The sequence below is a fragment of the Streptococcus suis S735 genome (genome assembly GCF_000294495.1).
Taxonomy (GTDB): Bacteria; Bacillota; Bacilli; order Lactobacillales; family Streptococcaceae; genus Streptococcus; species Streptococcus suis.
This window is the reverse complement of sequence record NC_018526.1, coordinates 156,081-174,311: the sequence shown is the minus strand read 5'-3', so window position 1 is coordinate 174,311 and position 18,231 is coordinate 156,081. Positions and strand designations below refer to the sequence as shown.

Below are 18,231 nucleotides of genomic sequence, written 5' to 3'. Positions count from 1 at the left end.
GTGAAAGCAATGAATGAAGTATAGAAAAAATCAAGTTCCTAAGTGGAGCTTGATTTCTTACATTTGATTTGCTTTCCTATTTCCAAGCCAAAGTAAATCGAAAGGCTACATAAAATACGAATCACTATCTCACTATTGTTGTAACATTAATTGTGCTTGTTTAACAATATATTCTGCTGTCAAACCATATACATCCATTAAGTAAGCTTGTTGCCCAACTTGACCAAAAGATTCCTCAATACCAATTCGATGTACTGGGGTCGTTAAATCTGTAGCCATTAATTCACAAATGCTACTACCTAGGCCACCAATTCGATTATGATTTTCTACAGTTAATACTGGCCTTCCTGATAATAGAGCTGATATGTCTTCATGAATTGGTTTGATACGAAAAAGATCAATGACTTGAACAGATACTCCTTGAGCCTCTAACTGATCCGCCGCCTTTAATGCCTGCTCTACCATAATACCACTCGCAAGCAAGGTCATATCCTCCCCTTGCCTAAGGACACAGTAGCCTTTGCTAAAATCTTCTCCACCTTGATAAATAGGCGTTGGCGCTTTCCGAATGGTACGAATGTACTTCAACCCGTCTACCTTGATGGTTTCTTTAAGAACAGCTTGAAACAGGACATCGTCACTGACCTCATAAACACGCGCTTTTGGAATGAGCCGCATTAAGCCCAGCTCCTCAAACGGCATGTGAGTCCCACCATTCATCTCCGCTGATACCCCCGCATCCGACCCTACAATCGTGGCATTGAGCTGGGCATAAGCTAGAGAGATAAACACCTGATCATAGACTCTACGACTAGCAAATGGTCCGAAGGTATGAATGTATGGCTTGTATCCTAGAAGAGATAATCCAGCTGCTACCCCTACCATTTCCTGCTCCATGATACCTACATTGACATAGCGTCCCCCCAGAACAGAGGACAATTTGTTGGTAGCCATTGAACTGGATAAATCTGCTTCAATAGCTGCTATGGTTGTGTCTTCCTGCCCTACCTGAGCTAGAAAATCACTATAAACCAGTCGCATCTCCTTTGTCTGTCTCATTCCGTCACCTCCAACTCTCTCGCTAAAACAAGTGTTACTTGCTCTAAATCTTCCCGTAATTGACCCGACAAACGCAAATGGTGATTGCTTTCTAATTCTTCTAAGAAGGTAACTCCCTGCCCCTTAGTAGTATCAAGAACGATACATTTTGGTTGAGGAGACTTACTTGACTTCATTGTTAGAATAGCATTTATAATAGCATCTATATCGGCACCATTCACACGCACTGATTCCCAACCAAAAGCCTGAAATTTTTCAACAAAATCAAAGGTTTGGCAAATATCATGGGTACGACCGTCTAGTTGTTTTTTATTGTCATCCACAAACAGAATCATTTTCGATAGTTCGTGGTGGGCTGCAAACTGAGCTGCTTCCCAGCATTGACCTTCATTCAATTCCCCGTCCCCTACCAGAGTATAGGTATAGTACGGTGACTGTTCTATCTTCTTACCATAAGCAACACCTGTCGCGACACTCATCCCTTGCCCCAACGAACCCGTTGTCATATCCACCCCTGGCGTTAAGTTTCGGTCAGGGTGTGAAGGCAAATGTGTTCCATTTTGATTTAGCGACAAGAGAAAATCTCTATCAAAGAAGCCTTTCAAATACAACGTACTATAAAGTGCTGGACCTGCATGTCCCTTAGACAGAATAAAGTGATCCCGCTCCTTAGAAGAGAAATTCTGGACACGAATGTCCAGAATTTCTCCATATAGAGCAGCCAACACTTCTACGATTGATAAGCTACCACCATAATGACCGAATCCTAATTGATTCAAAGTCGCCAAGGTATGGTAGCGAATTTCTTTGGCAAATCGTTTCAAATCAGCTGTACCACTAGTCATATTATCCTTCTTTCTGTTCTTTTTTCACCAATGACAATCCAAGCATCAAAGCCAAGACAGCAAAGATACCAACCGAAACTGTGAGGATACCGCCATTCTTAGCTAGCACTCCCAGGAAAATACCAGAAAGACCAAAGTCTGCATCTGAGAAAGTTGAACCAGCAAAACCAAGGTCTCCCAAAACAGGAAGTAAGAATACAGGTAAGAAACTAATGAGAACCCCTTGCATAAAAGCACCACAAACTGCGCCACGAACACCACCTGACGCATTTCCCATGACCCCTGCAGTTGCTCCACAGAAGAAGTGTGGTACGACACCTGGAAGGATAACGACACCGCCAGTCAAGGCAAGAATAATCATGCTGACAATACCACCTGCAAAACTAGAGATAAAGCCAATCAACACGGCGTTTGGTGCATAAGGATAAACAACTGGACAGTCTAGGGCTGGTTTGGAATTCGGAACCAACTTCTCTGAAATTCCTTTGAAGGCTGGAACAATTTCCGCTAAAATTAAGCGTACACCAGATAAGATAACAAAAACACCTGCTGCAAAAGTTCCACCTAGGGTCAAGGCGTAAATCATGCTGTTAGTACCACCACTAAGGTTTTCCTTAATATAATCACCGCCTGCAAACAAAGCCACAATCATGTAAATCAAGGACATAGAAATGGCAATGCTGACAGTTGAATCACGCAAGAATGCCAAACCTTTAGGGAAATTAATATCCTCAGTAGACTTAGACTTATCACCGACCAAACCGCCTACTACACCACTCAACCAGTAACCAAGTGCACTGAAGTGACCTAGGGCGACATGATCATTTCCTGTCAATTGAATCATGTATTTTTGAACGAAGGCTGGGGAGAGTGTCATAATCAGACCTAAAGCCAACCCACCCATCACAATTAGGCCGACAGAAGTGAATCCTGCAACACTCATGATAACTGCAATCATACAGGCCATATATAGTGTGTGGTGTCCTGTCAAGAAAATATATTTAAAGCGTGTAAAGCGGGCAATAGCAATATTGAAGACCATTCCAAGCAACATAATCAAGGATGTAGCAGTTCCATACTTATCCAAAGCCATCGCTACAATAGCTTCATTATTTGGAACAACCCCTTTCAAGTTGAAAGCTTGTTCAAACATTTGACCAAATGGCTCAAGCGAGCCAACAATAATATTCGCTCCGCCACCAACAACAATAAAACCAACAAAAGTTTTCAAGCCCCCCTTAACTAAATCTGCTGCAGGCTTTTTCTGTAAGGCTAAACCTAGAATAGCAATGAGAGCAACCAGAATTGCCGGAGTTTTAGCAATATCAATGAGAAAATCCAATATCATTTTCTGTCTCCTTTATAATTTTATCTTTGCGGGTCATCCCCTGTGTATACGATTTAAACCAAACCTTTTTCTTGGCAGATAGCCGTGACAAGTTCCCTCAACTCATTCATATCAATAATACTATTCAATATTCGAACATCTCCTAAATGAGTTGCAGAATCAGCCAGGTCACGTCCGACAATCCACACATCTGCTTCACTCGGATTGGCACCACCTAGATCATAATGCTCCACATGAACATCTGATACACCTAAATCTCGCAAAATGGATTCAATATTCATTTGAACCATAAAGCTAGAGCCTAAACCTGAACCACAGGCTGTTCCAATTCGTAACATATTACTGTTCCTCCTTTAATAAATGTTGTACGTCGGCGAATTCTTTGGTGCCGACAAGTTGTTGAATATTTTCTTCTTCTCGCAAAATTTTTGTCAAATGCGAGAGTGCTCTGAGATGGGTTTGATTATCCACGGCTGCAATACAAATGAACAGCCGAATTTCATGACTAGGGTCATCCAATAGATAAACTGGCTTATCCAATACCAACATTGACATCCCTACCTCATTAACCCCATCTTCTGGTCGTGCATGTGGAATCGCAATTCCTTTACCTAGGTCAATAAAAGGACCAAACTCTTCTACCTTCGCTATCATAGCATCAATATATCGAGTTTCTATAGCTCCTTTATCTACCAGAGGTCGTGCAGCCAGGGCAACTGCTTTTTGCCAGTCTAAAACTTCCTCAGACCATTGAAAGGTCTCTTTTGTAATCAATTCTTCTAACATAGGACTCCTTCCCCTTTGCTCATGGGAGCGTTGATTGAGAAACTGCACCAATTCATATTTTAAAGCCTGCTCCTGATGAATGGTTGCATGTTTCCCAACAAGTGATAATAACTGCTCAATCTCAATCGGAAAATAAGCCGCATTTGGGAAATGCTGATTAACCAAATGAAATAATTCTTTTTTATGATTAGAGGTCATCAGCTGGGATACCAAGAAAAATGGTAGCTCTATATTCAGCTTGATAGTTCCAAATACCATGTCATAGTCTGTCATGTCTAGCATCTTCCAATCCTGTAAGGAATGGGTATCGGCAAAATAGATATTAGGAAATAGTTGCCGTAGATTTTCTTTTACAATCAGCGAAGAGCTCACTCCATTTGGGCAAACAACCAAGGCCCGATAACGATATGAACGTTGTTGACCTGCTTCGATGTAGCCACCAAAGTGGATGACAAAATAAGATACCTCACTATCTGGTATAGTAAAACCTAGATGCTCTTCCAAAGGTCGCAAAGCTTTTTTTACAAGATAGAACAAGTCGGCATGCTCTTCTTTGATGGTTTCAGTATATGAATTGACATTTACCAAACGAGATGTTAAACGGTAGTAAGCAGGAATTAGGTGACGTTGCAAACCTTCAATCATTTCCGAGCGATGTTCAAAAATAATTAAGGACAAACGTTCCATCTCTTCCACTATTTCTACAGTCAAGTGGTAAAATAGATCATCCTTTTCTCCGCTCTCACCTTCTAAGCATCCTTGCAGTAAATGTGACAGATACTCTTGTGTCGCAGCATTTAATTCTAATGTGCTAGTACTTTTTAAACGTAATAATTTCCAAAGGCGTTGCAGAAAATCTTTTACAAACCCTCCCTTTCCTTCAAAATTCCAGTTAATACGGTTGCCAACACGCGCCTGACGGATAAATAAAAATATCAAAAAATACAAATATTCATCCAATCTCTCTTCTAAAGCTGAGACTTTATAATAATTGCAAGCTTGTTGACTCACTATTTTCAATTCTTCAATAGGATTTTCCTCACCCCAAGATTTAAGAATATAATCCAAAGCCCACACACCAATCGAAGACTGCAAACAATTACTGAGTGCATAAAGCGCCAAGCGATGTTTATCTTCTTCTCGACCAATTAGATGATAGCCTTTCGCCCTCGTATATTCCAATCGTACTTGAAAGTCCAAGCAAAGTTCCTTTACATTCTTAATATCCGTCAATGTTGTGTTACGGCTCACACTCAATAATTCTTGGTAGTGAACGTTTGATACAAATTCTTTTCGGATAAAGGTATAAAGATAGATAAGAAGCTGTCTTTCTTCTTGCGAAAGATAGATCTGGCGATTGCGAAAGAGCGAAAATACACTTTCTTTTTGATTGTAAAGCTCCGTAGAAATAACAAACTCGCTATCTTTGTATTGTATCTGCGGGAAGGAATGTTCTTGCAACAATTGATTGACTAGTTCCAAATTAGAATGTAGCTGCTCCTTTTCAATTCCTGTTTGAATACTAAGTTCGTACAAACTTTCTTTTCGAGTCGCAAACAATTCCATCAGAATCGCCATGGTACGATTATCAACCATATTTTCCTCCTTGTCTTAATTGTATCCCTTTTCATTTCTGATTTCTAGAGTCTTTGAGCCCAATTAATATAATGAAAAATAAAAATTCAATTGTGCTCACTACTTAAACTAAAAAAGATTGGTTCCCACCAATCTTTTTATATCACATATCATTTTCCAGTTTTTAGCTCGGGCTGAAACAGTCTATCCCCAGGCTGTTTCACTCCCCCGGACCTTTATTCGCTCTCTTGTTTTCAAGCTCATGATAAAAAGGTCCCCCGGACCTTTTTATTTCCCAAATAAACGTGCAAAGAAGCCTTTAGCTTGCACTTCTTCTGCCTGTGCTTTAACTTCGTCCAATTCCAACTTGAGAACTTCCTTATCGGCCATAGCTTTTAGTGTCAATTGCTGTTGCTGATCCAACTGTTTATCCTTCTCAGCAATCTGCACATCTTTAACCTTGAGTTGTTCATCTTTTTCGGCAAGTTGCTTATCTTTAGCTTTTAATTGACTATATAAGCGAATGATTTCAGCATTTTTCTCGTCAACTAAAATTTCCATCAATTCACGATGCTTGACTTCATCACTAATCGGCTCATCTTCAAAAATGGTTGTTTTGTAGATTTCCTCCAACTTAATCAAGCCAGCACGATTTACAACGGTCACACCCTTGTCATTTTTATCTACAAATTCTTCAGGAAGTGATTTGACACGATTATTCATAGCCTGCCGGCTCACTCCTAAAATTTCAGCTAACTCACTGACTGTTTTTTCGATTCCCATAATATCCTCGGTACTTACATTTCTCATAGTTTGTATCATTAAAATATTACCACAGAACCCTATCCCTGTCAAATCTAGGGGAATTTTCTTACCAAGCATTAGTGAATAATCACAAACCTCAAAAGCATCTTATCTCAATGCAATGTTATGCAGAAACGAAATATACATTCTATCTAATAAAACCATTTTTAGCACTCACTTGCTTGAACCAATATCCAGATTTTTTGACAGTACGCTTCTGAGTTTGAAGGTCAAGCGAGACCAAACCGTATCGGTTCTTATAGGTATTTAACCAAGACCAGCAGTCAATAAAGGTCCAGACCATATAGCCCTTACAGTTCGCCCCTTCATCAATACCTCGATGGAGCTGAATCAAATGGTCTTCCATGAAGTGAATCCGATAGTCATCCTGAATCATGCCATTTTCTTCAAAAACACCCTCCCCTTCGACTCCCATGCCGTTCTCAGTTACCAACCATTCGATATTTCCATAGTTTTCCTGGATATTTTTAGCAATATCGTACAGCCCTTCTTCGTAAATTTCCCAGCCTCTATGGGGATTGATTTTCTTGTCAGGCTTATCATAAGGCTGGAAATATTGGGATAGGAAAGTAGGCTCTCCGTTCCATCCATCTTCTGAAGGAGCCTGCACGCGCAGGGGCTGGTAATAATTCACCCCCAGGAAGTCAACCCTATTTTCTTTGATAATGGTCAATTCCTCCTCTGTGGTTTCTGGACGTAAACCGTGTTTTTCAAGAATGTCAACCAGCTCCCTCGGGTATTGTCCCAAAACGGATGGATCCAAAAAGCTTCTCGTTTGAAATAGCTCAGCAATCCGTGCTGCCTGTAAATCTTCTGGACTCTGACTTCTTGGATAGGCAGGAGTAAGATTGAGAACAATGGAAATTTTGTGGTCTGGGTGTAGTTGGTGACAGGCCCGAACTGCCAAAGAACTGGCTAATTGCGTATGATACGCTACGACCACAGCTGCCTTTGCATCCACCTTGCAAGGATAATGATAGCTTCCTAGATAGCCACATTCTACTGGAACAATGGGTTCATTAAAGGTAATCCAATGATCCACCAAATCCCCAAAGAGGCTGAAACACTGGCGAGCATAAGCCTCATAGGCCCAGACAATCTCCTTATTTTCCCAGCCCCCTTTTTCCTGTAAGACATAAGGCAAATCGAAATGATAAAGATTGACCAAAAGCTTTATCCCACGCTCTCGAATACCTGCAAATACAGCCCTATAAAACTCCACAGCTTGCGGATTGACCTCGCCTATCCCTTCCGGAATCAGACGTGACCACTGTATAGAGGTGCGAAAAATACTATGACATGTTTCCACCAACAAATCCAAATCTGACTGGAAATGTTCATAGAAAGTCGATGTTTGTTCCGGTCCTATTTGCTGGTGAAAGAGCTCAGGTTCCTGACTGTACCAGTAATCCCAGTTATTCCACCCCTTTCCATCACCAGCTACACTTCCTTCACTTTGAGGCCCTGAAGTGGAGGATCCCCACAAAAAACCTTCTGGAAAACGATACTCTCTTTGCTCAGTTACCATTCTTCTACCTACTTTCTTTCATGCTACAGACGGAGTTGTTAGAACCTGGTTTCACAATGCAGTTTCCACAAAATTACTTTGCTTGTACATACAGGCTCCTGATAAAAACTAATTTCCCTTAGTTTAAGTATACTCCCCTAACCCGTCAATGGTCTTCCGCAATCTCAAGGAAAAACTCCACAAATCATAGCAAAGACTCAAACTACTTTCTTGATGAAAATATGATACAATAAAGGCATGAATACAGTAGATACCATTATTATCGGAGCGGGGCCTGCTGGCATGATGGCCGCCATTTCTTCTAGTTTTTATGGCAAGAAGACCCTGCTTCTCGAAAAAAACAAGCGTTTGGGCAAGAAACTATCTGGCACAGGCGGCGGACGTTGCAATGTGACCAACAACGGCACACTGGAAGACTTGCTGGCAGGCATTCCTGGCAATGGCCGCTTTCTGTACAGCGTCTTTTCTCAGTTTGACAACCATGACATCATGAATTTCTTTCAGGAAAACGGGGTCAAGCTCAAGGTGGAGGACCACGGCCGTGTCTTTCCAACCACCGACCGCTCCCAGACCATTATCAAGTGCCTGGAGATGAAAATGTTGGAAAATGGCGTGGACATCCGTACAGGAACTGAGGTGGTGTCCGTCCGCAAGATGGATGACCTCTTCCATGTCAAGACCAGCGAGGAAGTCTTTACAGCTCCCCAGCTGATTGTCACCACCGGTGGCAAGACCTATCCTTCCACCGGATCGACTGGTTTTGGACACGACATTGCCCGCCACTTCAAGCTGGAAGTCACGGAGATTGAAGCCGCTGAAAGCCCCGTCCTGACCGACTTCCCCCACAAGAAGCTCCAAGGAATTTCCCTGGACGACGTCACCCTGACCTACGGCAAGCACGTCATCACCCACGACCTGCTCTTTACCCACTTTGGCCTGTCGGGACCCGCTGCTCTTCGCTTGTCCAGTTTTGTCAAAGGCGGCGAAACCGCATTTCTCGATGTATTGCCGACCCATTCTGACCAAGACCTGTTTGAACATTTAGAAAAGAACAGGGAAAAATCCGTTAAGAATACCCTTTCTGAACTCATGCCAGACCGTCTAGCAGACTTTTTCGCTGAAAACTACGATAGCAAGGTCAAGCAAGTTTCCCAAAAAGACCTGACTGAACTGGTCACCCTCCTCAAAGTCTTACCTATCAAGATTACAGGCAAGATGTCCCTGGCCAAGTCCTTTGTGACCAAGGGAGGCGTTGACCTCAAGGAAATCAATCCCAAAACCTTAGAAAGCAAGAAGGTGCCTGGTCTCCACTTTGCTGGTGAGGTCTTGGACATCAACGCCCACACCGGTGGCTTTAACATTACCTACTGCCTTGCGACTGGCTGGGTGGCTGGTAGTTCCTACTCTTCATAAATCAAACTCAGACGTTGTTGACTTGATTTGATGAGTGTAAAGCTCCAGTGGAGCTTTACAGCCTGCTACACGAAAATAAAAGGTACAGCGTTCTATCTACATCTAATGGCACGAACTTTGTTCCCCTATCTCCAACCTCCAAAGGTTCCCCGAACCTTTTTGTAGCGAACTTTGTTCGCCTTATCTCCAACCTCCAAAGGTTCCCCGAACCTTTGGAGCTAGTCTGAGTTCGATTTTCTTTGAGTAGTACACTACTAATTATTTAATGACTGAAAAATTCAAGCAAAAACTGCTTGAATTTTTTTGTTTTTTATTGTATGATAAAACCATAACAATATAACAAAGGAGATTGGCTATGCAACTGAAACTGTCTTCTATTTCTAAAAAATTTGATCACAAGAGTATTCTGGAGGATGCCAGTTTTCAATTTGAACAAGGCAAGATTTACGGCTTGCTAGGACGGAACGGGGCTGGTAAGACAACCTTGTTTAACTGCATTGCCCGTAATCTGACCTTGGATAATGGCTCGATTCAGTTTGTGAAAGGCGAAGAAACTCTTGACTACGATAATACGGACATCGGCTTTACCCAGACCTATCCACAACTACCTGCCTTTATGACAGCCTATGAGTTTGTCCGCTTCTATATGGACATTCATAAGGATAAACTCAAATCTCCTCGCAGTCCAGAAGAATGGCTAAACTTGGTCGGTATTGGAGAAGAAGACCAGCACCGTCTGCTCAAGGATTTTTCCCATGGTATGCAGAACAAGGTCCAGCTACTCCTGTCCCTGATTGTCCAGCCACCTGTCCTTCTCTTAGATGAGCCGCTGACTTCCTTTGACCCTGTGGCTGCCCACGAGTTCAAACAGCTGATTCGGGAGGCTAAAAAGGATTCCGTTATTATCTTTTCAACCCATATCTTACAACTGGCTCAAGACCTCTGTGACGAGATTGTTTTGCTCCATCACCAAGAATTGCAAGCAGTTCCGAGCGACAAACTCCATGATCCTGACTTCGAACAGGAAGTAGTTGCCTTGCTGACAGCAGATTAGGAGAAACCTATGAAAACAATATTACGTTATTCTTGGTATCAGGAAAAATATAACCTCCATCGGTCAGTCAATGGATTCTTCTACTATCTTCGGAAACTGCCGCTTGTGGGAAAGTGCATTCCAGAGAGTATTTTCAAGTCTTACAGCTTTAAGTCTAGTCTCTTTTTGGTCCTGCACATCTTATCCATCCCCAGTCGCTTCCTGATCAAGGGCTTCTGGTTGCTCTTTCATTTCTACCATGCTTCTTTCTGGATGAATATGCTAGTCAATGGGGAGCTGACCTTTTGGAAAATTCTCCCAAACACTTGGCTCCTTGGCTTTATGTTCTGGCTTTTGTTTGTCGGACTAAGCTATCGTTTGGGGAAGAGCTTAGACCCTGTTATCTCTAAAGCAGATCGAGAATTTATGCAGAATTTCAGCCTGTCACAATCCAGCTTTCTTCAAAGCCAACTTTTTATCGAGCCTATCCTGACCACTATTTACTACCTGCCAGCCTCAACCATTTTTTGCATGATAACCAAGGAGTGGTTAGTTTTTCCTATTGGTTTGATGACAGTGCTGGCAGGTCATCTAGCTGGCCATGCCCTCAATCGTCTGCTCTTTGAACGTCGTATCTTTTCCCGTCGCAATTCGTGGCATGCTTGGCTATGGATCGCGTTTGTTTTTGTTTTATATGTTTTGGCTATTGTCTTCCGTAATCAGCTCTCCTCAGGCATGCTAGTCCCTATCCTGCTTGTCCAACCATTTCTGATTTGGTTTAGCTATGGTTATTTGAAGCAACAAACCAACCACCTAGACTATCTTTCCTACTGTATGGACGAGTCCTTGCAAATGGATAAGAAACTTTTTGAGATGACCAAGGGAAATGAATACACTCGCCAGGGTTTGCAGATGCAGGCAAAACTCAATGCGAAAACAGGAAAGGACCTGTCCCACCTGTCTGGCATGACCTACTTAAATGCTCTGCTATTTGACCGCTACAAAAAAGTCCTCTATAAGAAGGTGCAGAACTGGGTCTTGGCAGTAGTCGTGATTCTGGCAGCCCTGGAGGGGATTCGTTACTTTTTAGATCCGTTTACCTTTACGGAAGCCTACTTGCTCCAATTCCTACCGCTTTCCTTCATGATTATGTACGTAGCTTCGTCGGGCAAGGTGGTGGCTCAGATGGTCTTTGTTAACTGCGATATTTCCATGCTTCACTATCCCTTCTATCGAGAAGCCAAGACTATTATCGCTGGTTTTAACTACCGATTTTTGCAGACCTGCAAGCTCAATCTCATCTTTGCGACCAGCCTCTTTTTGGCTATCATGGTGCTGGGGCGGTTTGCCTTTAGTTTGGAAACCATTCTACTAACTGCCCTGCTCCTCATCAGTCTGACCGCTCTCTTTTCCTTCCACGATCTCTTTATCTACTATATCCTCCAGCCTTTTACCAATGACATGGATGTGGTCAATCCCCTCTATAAATTTCTTAGCGGTGCTCTCTACTGGGTGGCCTATCTCAACACCCGAATCAATGTAGGTAGCCACACCTATATCCTGCTGGTTTCCCTAGCTATGATTGCCTATGTTAGCATCGGTTACTGGATTTTATTGAAAAAAGCTCCGCAGACTTTTAGATTAAAAGCATGAAAAACAGCCTCTCGCAAGAGAAGGCTGTTTTTTAGGTATGACGAGCATGTCGTATCAAAAAAATCCAAAGTCGAATGACTTTGGATTTTGGGGGTTCGATAGATAATAACTGATACCTACCAATCATAGCGAGGGAATTTCCTTGCTATGAAAGAGTATCATACTACTATCTTCTAGGAAAATTGCGGCTTCCAAAAGAGTTCTGAGGAAGAGCTTATCTTAAGCTTCTTCGTCTCTTCTTCTCTTTGCTGCAAGAAGTGCTAATCCGAGTCCAAGAGCTACTAATCCGAGTGAAGTTGCTGAATTTGCTTCCTCACCAGTATTCGGTAATTGCTTAGCTTTCTTCTCAACATTATTAGCATTTGTAGTAACTGATTTAACTTTCACTCCTGCTGCAGAATTATTTTCGTCTACTGCTACAACTTCAGCTTCTGCTGAATCAGAACTATTTCCAACCTCGTCTTTAGAGTATGCTGTAACAACTGTACCTGGCTTAATAACAGAACCTGGAACGATTACTTGCCCAGTCACAGGGTCCACAATCACCACTGTATTACTTGCTGTCCATAAACCATCCGTACCTTTCGTAACAACTACAGTTTGCGACTTACCATTGTTATCTACGTATGAAACAACAAGCTCAACAGCTTTTTCAGACGGTACAATCACAATATTACCTTTGCCATCATTTGCGACCGTAGGAGCAGTTTTATCTGCCTGCTTCACAACTTCTACTGGTGATAGCAAATCAATAGTTCCATCTGGATATTTAATTGTCACTGAAGCATCTTTAGAAACATTAATCTCTGTTCCTTATGGGAGGTTATTGTTCTCTTTAAGGAATGCCTTGATACGAGCAATTTCTTTTTCAGTCAAGTTATTTGGATCAACCACTGGTGTTACTTTCGCAGCTGGTTTAATTAGAGCTGCCATTGGAAGTTTGATTTTTTCCAACTCTTGATAAGTTCTAACACCATTGATTAAAACAATCGCTTCCTCAACAGCTTTATCAATTTCAGATTTAGCCGCTTCCTTAGCTGCATCTGTCAAGTTCGGATTGGAGTCAATGACTGACTTAGCGGATTCTGCCTCTTTAGCAATCTTGTTCTTAGCATCTTGTTTCGCGGCATCAAGAATGTCTTTGGCGATGGCGCCTACGCCTTTGTCCTCTGCCGATTGCGCTTCGACTGGACTTGTTGAAGCATCAATTGCATCTGTCGCAGCTTTAGCATCTGCATCTACCGCTTTCTTAGCTGATTCCTTCTCTGCATCTGTCAAGTTTGGATTCGCGTCAATGGCTGACTTAGCAGCGTCGGATTCTTTAGCAATCTTATTCTTAGCATCTTGTTTCGCTGCGTCAAGAACATCTTCTGCAATGGCTGCAACACCTGCATCCTCTTCTTTTTGAACATCTGCTGGGCTGGTTGCAGCTGAAATTGCGTCGTTAGCTTTGGCTACTTCTGCATCTACCGCATCGGTGAAGGTTTTCTTCTCTGCGTCTGTCAAGTTTGGATTGGAGCCAATTGCTTCTTTAGCAGCGGCTGCATCTTTAGCAATCTTATTCTTCGCATCTTGTTTAGCGGCGTCAAGAACATCTTCTGCAATGGCTGCAACACCTGCATCCTCTTCTTTTTGAACATCTGCTGGGCTGGTTGCAGCTGAAATTGCGTCGTTAGCTTTGGCTACTTCTGCATCTACCGCATCGGTGAAGGTTTTCTTCTCTGCGTCTGTCAAGTTTGGATTGCTTGCAATTGCTTCTTTAGCAGCGGCTGCATCTTTAGCAATCTTGTTCTTAGCATCTTGTTTAGTAGCTTCAAGCTCACCATCTTTCACAAGTATAGTCAACCTATCAATCGCAGCTTTATCTGCAATTTTCTGTGTTTCTTTAGCTTTTTCAAGATCTGCTAGGGCTTGAGCTTTTTCTGCTTCTTGCGTAGCCTTATCTGCATTGTCACGAATGGTTGCTAAAGTTTTTGCCACAGCGTCAGTTAGCTTTTTAATTTCCGCTTGCTTATCTTCATCTGACAAGTTTGGATTGTCCTCGATAGCTTTGCGCGTATCTTCTGCAAGTTTCTCTACTATTTTAGTAGCTTCTTCTTCTTCTGTTCGGATTGCTTCCTTAGCTAATTCTTTATCCTTAGCCAATTCAACTGCATCTCTAGCTTCTTTACCTGTGTCTGTCAAGCTCTTTTCGCCAGCAAGTTCCGCCGCTTTCGCTTTTTCTGTAGTAGTAGCTTCATGAATCTCATTTGTTGCTACCCTAGCTGCGTCTTCAAGCTCTGCTTTTCCTTTATCTACAACATCTTGAAGAGCCTTCTTAGCGATTGCTTTCTCCTCATTAGTCATAGTTGACGCATCGATAGCTTTTTCTGCTTCTGCTTGCTTATCTTCGAGCTTCTTGATTTCATCTGCCAACTTAGCAGCAATGACACCTTTAGCATCTGCCTTGGCAGTAATCAAATTGATAGCTGCTACACCTTTGTCCTCTTCTACTTGAACTGCATCTGGAGTTGATGCTTTATCAATAGCGGCTGTTGCTACCTTAGCCGCCTCTTCCACTGCATTCTTAGCTGATTCCTTCTCATCTGGAGTCAAGTTTGGATTGTCGTCAATCGCTTTCTTAGCTGATTCTGCTTCTTTGGCAATCTTGTTCTTAGCATCTTTCTGAGTAGCTTTAAACTCTTCTGCATCAATAGCCTTCACTCCATCGCTTGTCGCTGTGTCAACTTCGGTTGGAGTTGACGCCTTATCAATAGCGTCTGTCGCCACCTTAACCGCGTCTTCTACTGCCTTCTTAGCTACATCTTTCTCTTCTGGAGTCAAATTCGGATTTGCTTCAATGCCTTTCTTCGCACCGTCTGCTGCTGCTTGAAGTTCTACTTTGGCAAGATCTTTGTCAGCCTTATCCTCCACTGCTTGAACTGTTTCTGGGGTAGGCTTCGACAAAATGTCAGATTCAGCATTATTAACAAGCTCTTCTACCTTAGCAATAGCTTTCGCTTTCTCTTCCGGAGTTAAGTTTGGATTAGCATCAATAGCTGCCTTAGTTTCTTCGCTATCTTTTTCAAGCTTATTCAAAGCATCAAGTTGGGCTGCGTTAATAACATCTTCATTGTATGCAATTTCCGCTTCGTCAATTGCTGCCGTAATTTCAGCAGTATTTTCAGCATTATTGATTTTCTCAACTGCAACTTCTTTAGATTCTTTAATATCATCAAAGTATGCTTTTTTCTCTTCTTCTAACAAGTTTGGATTATTGTTAACTTTTTCCAATGCCTCGAATGCTTTGTTTTCAACTTCTGCTTTTGCCAGTTCTTTTTCCTTCGCCTGGTTAATAGCTTTTTCGCCTACTGCTTCTGCACTGTCCAGATTAATCTCACCATTAGTCTTAGCATCATTGATTTCTGAGGCCGTCGTAGCTTTATCAATTTTTTCTTTTGCTTCTGTCGCCTTGTTGTCTAATTCTTTCAAAGCATCCCCAGCAGCTGCAGCAACGGCATCCTTAGCAGCCTGTCTCTGTTCTGCTCTCAAGGAAATGTCATCATCAATTTTAGAAAACGCTTCATCCCGTTTTGCTTCGATAGCTTTTTTATGTTCAGCTAATTTTGTGTCGATTTCTGCTTTTGCTTCATTCCGTGTATCTGCCAAGTTTGTGGTAGCATTCTTAATAATGTCTGTCGCACCATCAACATTGACACCACCGGCACTGTAGTCAACTGACACAGTACCATCTGAGTTAACTGTAAATGCTGAATCTGGCAAGCCCTTCAATCTTTCGTTGTCTGCGTTGTCTTTCTTGATTTGAGCAATAACTGCGGCTTTTTCTTCTGGCGTTAAGTTAGCTGGATTTTCAACAGAAACTGGTGTTGACACCGTAGCATGTTTTACGAAGGTAACTTTTACAGATGTCAAACCTACATTTTCTGGTTTATTTCCATCAACAAGTTTCCCCTCTGGACCAAAAGGATAGTTATCTTCTCCAACACGAAGCTTATAAGTGCCGGTACCTTCTGTAGCAGGTCCGGTACCTGTAATCTTAACGTTAAACTTAGTTGAAGATTGACCGTCATCTCCTTGGTTTGCAGTTGCTCCCGTAGGATCCAGTTCTGAAGTAATCTTAGTGTTTGTACCTAAGTCTGATGATACAAGAGAACCTGACTCTCCATCTTTCAAAATTGAGAGAGTTCCATTTAGTTTGCCGGTATTAAGGAAGGCGTTATCCGTACCTGGGACGCTAACCGTATACTCTTCACCAACAAAACGGATGTACTCTGATTTAGGTGTCATGACTGGTGCTTTAGTATCTATGAATAAGATGGTGTAATCTAATTCGAGAGTTTTAGCCTCTGTGGCATTCGCCTTATCTTTTGTCTCAACAGCTTTGTAAGTGAAGCCATAAGTAAGATTATTTGATCCTGTATAAGTGGCTACCCCACTGTTTGCACCGCCAGTTTTTGGTTGAATATATCCAACAATTCCTTCTTTGGCGCCATCTCCATCAGTATCAGTTGTCGCCACTGCATCATTTCTTACAAATTCCAAGTTACGTTTAGCAAGCTCATCTGCTACACCATCTTTCAAATTGAAGTTTTCAATACTGAAATCGGATGGAATATCCTTCAATATAACTGCTGCCTTTTCTCCAGCTTGACCAATTTGCATTATAGCATGAATTGGGGCTTGGTTGTCTGTATACTTCCGAATTTCAGCATCCTTCGCTGTGTCCAACTTATAGGCATTTACAGGAATCCAGTTGTAGATAGTTTGACCGTAAACATTGGTTGTTTTTACTCGAACTTCGTATTTACCTTCAGTTGGGAAATCAGATAGATTTGTTTTCTCTACTGTTTCTGTTTTTGTGCCATCAGAATTTACGGTACGATAACCTGCAATTGAATGTTTGTAGTTGCTAGAATCAATTACAAGAGCGCTATTTGAAGTTGTTTTAGCAGACTTATCGACAACCAACTTATCAAAAATAGCCTGTTCCGTCAAGTTTGATACTGCTAGAGGTTTATCATCTACTGGCTTGACTGTATATGCAACCATATAGAACGGATTACTCTTAGTAGTATTACCAGTGGCATCCGTCACTTTAATCCGACGACCAGCTAGGTCTCCTGCTCCCCAAGGGAAACTTCCTGTTAGATAACCATCTTGTGTGAGAGTGGCTGACCCATTTGGACCATCTAAGTAAGATACTGGACCAGGTGAGGTGCCATTAGTAACAATTGAGTTTGGATCATCCAAGGTATAGCTTGCAATATCAGCTGGAACTTCGTATGAAATAGTTTGAATGTCGCTATCTGGATCTGTGATTGGAAAAGTTTTAGTTGCATCATTTCTGTTAAATGTTGGAGCAACATTTTGTTTACCATCTTCTGTCTCCGTAGTCCCTGCTACATTACCAAAAACGTATACAACACGATAAATCTTATTATCCGTTGCCTTACCATGAACATTCTGACCACTCGCATCTTTAGGAAGATCTCCAATAGTCGGAATAACTGGTGCTTGGTTTGTTACACTAGCATTCAGCGCCTCCGGCAAGATTTCAGCTGCACGGTTTTCCATGTCCGTGCGAACTGCTTCGATTGGTTCCTTGGGTTCTTCTTCCGTTTTAGTCTCATTTCCAAGGTCTTGGTTAGCTGGTGCTACAGCTGTCTCTGCTTCTGTCACTGTGTTAGCATGAACAACAGGGCTGTTTGCGATTGCTCCTCCCAAAATAACGTTTGCAATGACTGCCGAAGCTAGACCAAAGCTAAATTTACGAAAAGAAAAACGTTGTTCTTTTCTGAACATATCTTTATAAGACATGATATCCTCCTATATTTTACTGGCGAATGCCATCATTTCTGGTTCCTGTAACACCATGTACAAAAACACACCTCCTGCTTTAAAAACTTAGCAGAAGGATACCCAGTAGATTATTTATTTTAAAGTAGACAGAATGTTTTCATCCAGAGTATATAAAATTTCTACTTGAATACCGTCACCATTATACTCCTTATGCCTCAAAGATACAAGAAAAAATCTGTTATTTTTGAGGTTTTTTTGAAAAATTTACTGAAAATCTATCATATTTATATAAAGGAAGACAAATATCGTGTAAACAGCCTACTTAAAAAGACAATTCAATTACATTTTAAACAAAACTAACTAGTTT

General features: G+C 41.8%; 12 protein-coding genes. 3 read left to right on the top strand and 9 right to left on the bottom strand.

Translation table 11 applies throughout. From position 1 onward, the window contains the following. Nucleotides 1–132: 132 nt before the first annotated feature. The 7 genes from YYK_RS01015 to YYK_RS00985 form a co-directional block, all read right to left on the bottom strand. Nucleotides 133–1,059 carry a transketolase family protein gene (locus tag YYK_RS01015; protein WP_012774920.1) on the bottom strand — a complete coding sequence of 309 codons (927 nt, stop codon included), beginning with the start codon at nucleotides 1,057–1,059 and terminating at the stop codon, nucleotides 133–135. Further along, on the bottom strand, nucleotides 1,056–1,904 hold the full coding sequence (locus tag YYK_RS01010) for a transketolase (RefSeq protein ID WP_002935995.1): 849 nt from the start codon (nucleotides 1,902–1,904) through the stop codon (nucleotides 1,056–1,058). Before YYK_RS01010 ends, YYK_RS01015 begins: the two co-directional genes overlap by 4 nt. Before the next feature lies 1 nt (nucleotide 1,905). Continuing rightward, nucleotides 1,906–3,252: a PTS ascorbate transporter subunit IIC gene (locus YYK_RS01005; RefSeq protein ID WP_011921778.1), complete on the bottom strand. Its 1,347-nt coding sequence runs from the start codon at nucleotides 3,250–3,252 to the stop codon at nucleotides 1,906–1,908. 53 nt (nucleotides 3,253–3,305) lie between these two features. Next, nucleotides 3,306–3,590, bottom strand: coding sequence for a PTS sugar transporter subunit IIB (locus YYK_RS01000; protein ID WP_002935998.1), 285 nt, complete (start codon nucleotides 3,588–3,590; stop codon nucleotides 3,306–3,308). A gap of 1 nt (nucleotide 3,591) precedes the next feature. After that, nucleotides 3,592–5,634, bottom strand: a complete 2,043-nt coding sequence (locus YYK_RS00995; RefSeq protein WP_014917180.1) for a BglG family transcription antiterminator — start codon at nucleotides 5,632–5,634, stop codon at nucleotides 3,592–3,594. Nucleotides 5,635–5,901: 267 nt separating this feature from the next. Further along, a complete protein-coding gene (locus YYK_RS00990; RefSeq protein WP_012774919.1) occupies nucleotides 5,902–6,396 on the bottom strand; it encodes a DUF536 domain-containing protein in 495 nt (164 codons plus the stop codon). 169 nt (nucleotides 6,397–6,565) lie between these two features. Then, the gene (locus tag YYK_RS00985) at nucleotides 6,566–7,966 is read right to left on the bottom strand and encodes a glycoside hydrolase family 1 protein (protein ID WP_011922578.1); all 1,401 of its coding nucleotides are present in this window, start codon (nucleotides 7,964–7,966) and stop codon (nucleotides 6,566–6,568) included. A gap of 237 nt (nucleotides 7,967–8,203) precedes the next feature. Between YYK_RS00985 and aao the strand changes: the two genes are divergently transcribed. From aao to YYK_RS00970, 3 genes are all read left to right on the top strand, one after another. After that, nucleotides 8,204–9,379: an aminoacetone oxidase gene (gene aao / locus YYK_RS00980; protein ID WP_012774918.1), complete on the top strand. Its 1,176-nt coding sequence runs from the start codon at nucleotides 8,204–8,206 to the stop codon at nucleotides 9,377–9,379. Nucleotides 9,380–9,734: 355 nt separating this feature from the next. Continuing rightward, nucleotides 9,735–10,433 (top strand): ABC transporter ATP-binding protein, encoded by a 699-nt coding sequence (locus YYK_RS00975; protein WP_012774917.1) that lies wholly within the window; start codon nucleotides 9,735–9,737, stop codon nucleotides 10,431–10,433. A 9-nt stretch (nucleotides 10,434–10,442) separates the two neighbouring features. Continuing rightward, nucleotides 10,443–12,065 carry a hypothetical protein gene (locus YYK_RS00970; protein WP_011921770.1) on the top strand — a complete coding sequence of 541 codons (1,623 nt, stop codon included), beginning with the start codon at nucleotides 10,443–10,445 and terminating at the stop codon, nucleotides 12,063–12,065. Nucleotides 12,066–12,284: 219 nt separating this feature from the next. Here the strand turns inward: YYK_RS00970 and YYK_RS00965 are convergent, their stop codons facing one another. Both YYK_RS00965 and YYK_RS10320 read right to left on the bottom strand, forming a co-directional pair. Then, nucleotides 12,285–12,845 carry an LPXTG cell wall anchor domain-containing protein gene (locus tag YYK_RS00965; RefSeq protein WP_011921769.1) on the bottom strand — a complete coding sequence of 187 codons (561 nt, stop codon included), beginning with the start codon at nucleotides 12,843–12,845 and terminating at the stop codon, nucleotides 12,285–12,287. A gap of 33 nt (nucleotides 12,846–12,878) precedes the next feature. Further along, the gene (locus tag YYK_RS10320) at nucleotides 12,879–17,882 is read right to left on the bottom strand and encodes a DUF1542 domain-containing protein (protein WP_014917179.1); all 5,004 of its coding nucleotides are present in this window, start codon (nucleotides 17,880–17,882) and stop codon (nucleotides 12,879–12,881) included. Nucleotides 17,883–18,231 lie beyond the last annotated feature (349 nt).

Coding starts and splice junctions, on each gene's coding strand:
- YYK_RS00995 (WP_014917180.1), bottom strand. CDS start 5,634: ATGGTTGATAATCGTACCATGGCGATTCTGATGGAATTGTTTGCGACT.
- YYK_RS01015 (WP_012774920.1), bottom strand. CDS start 1,059: ATGAGACAGACAAAGGAGATGCGACTGGTTTATAGTGATTTTCTAGCT.
- YYK_RS00970 (WP_011921770.1), top strand. CDS start 10,443: ATGAAAACAATATTACGTTATTCTTGGTATCAGGAAAAATATAACCTC.
- YYK_RS01005 (WP_011921778.1), bottom strand. CDS start 3,252: ATGATATTGGATTTTCTCATTGATATTGCTAAAACTCCGGCAATTCTG.
- YYK_RS00985 (WP_011922578.1), bottom strand. CDS start 7,966: ATGGTAACTGAGCAAAGAGAGTATCGTTTTCCAGAAGGTTTTTTGTGG.
- aao (WP_012774918.1), top strand. CDS start 8,204: ATGAATACAGTAGATACCATTATTATCGGAGCGGGGCCTGCTGGCATG.
- YYK_RS10320 (WP_014917179.1), bottom strand. CDS start 17,882: ATGTCTTATAAAGATATGTTCAGAAAAGAACAACGTTTTTCTTTTCGT.
- YYK_RS00990 (WP_012774919.1), bottom strand. CDS start 6,396: ATGGGAATCGAAAAAACAGTCAGTGAGTTAGCTGAAATTTTAGGAGTG.
- YYK_RS00975 (WP_012774917.1), top strand. CDS start 9,735: ATGCAACTGAAACTGTCTTCTATTTCTAAAAAATTTGATCACAAGAGT.
- YYK_RS01000 (WP_002935998.1), bottom strand. CDS start 3,590: ATGTTACGAATTGGAACAGCCTGTGGTTCAGGTTTAGGCTCTAGCTTT.
- YYK_RS01010 (WP_002935995.1), bottom strand. CDS start 1,904: ATGACTAGTGGTACAGCTGATTTGAAACGATTTGCCAAAGAAATTCGC.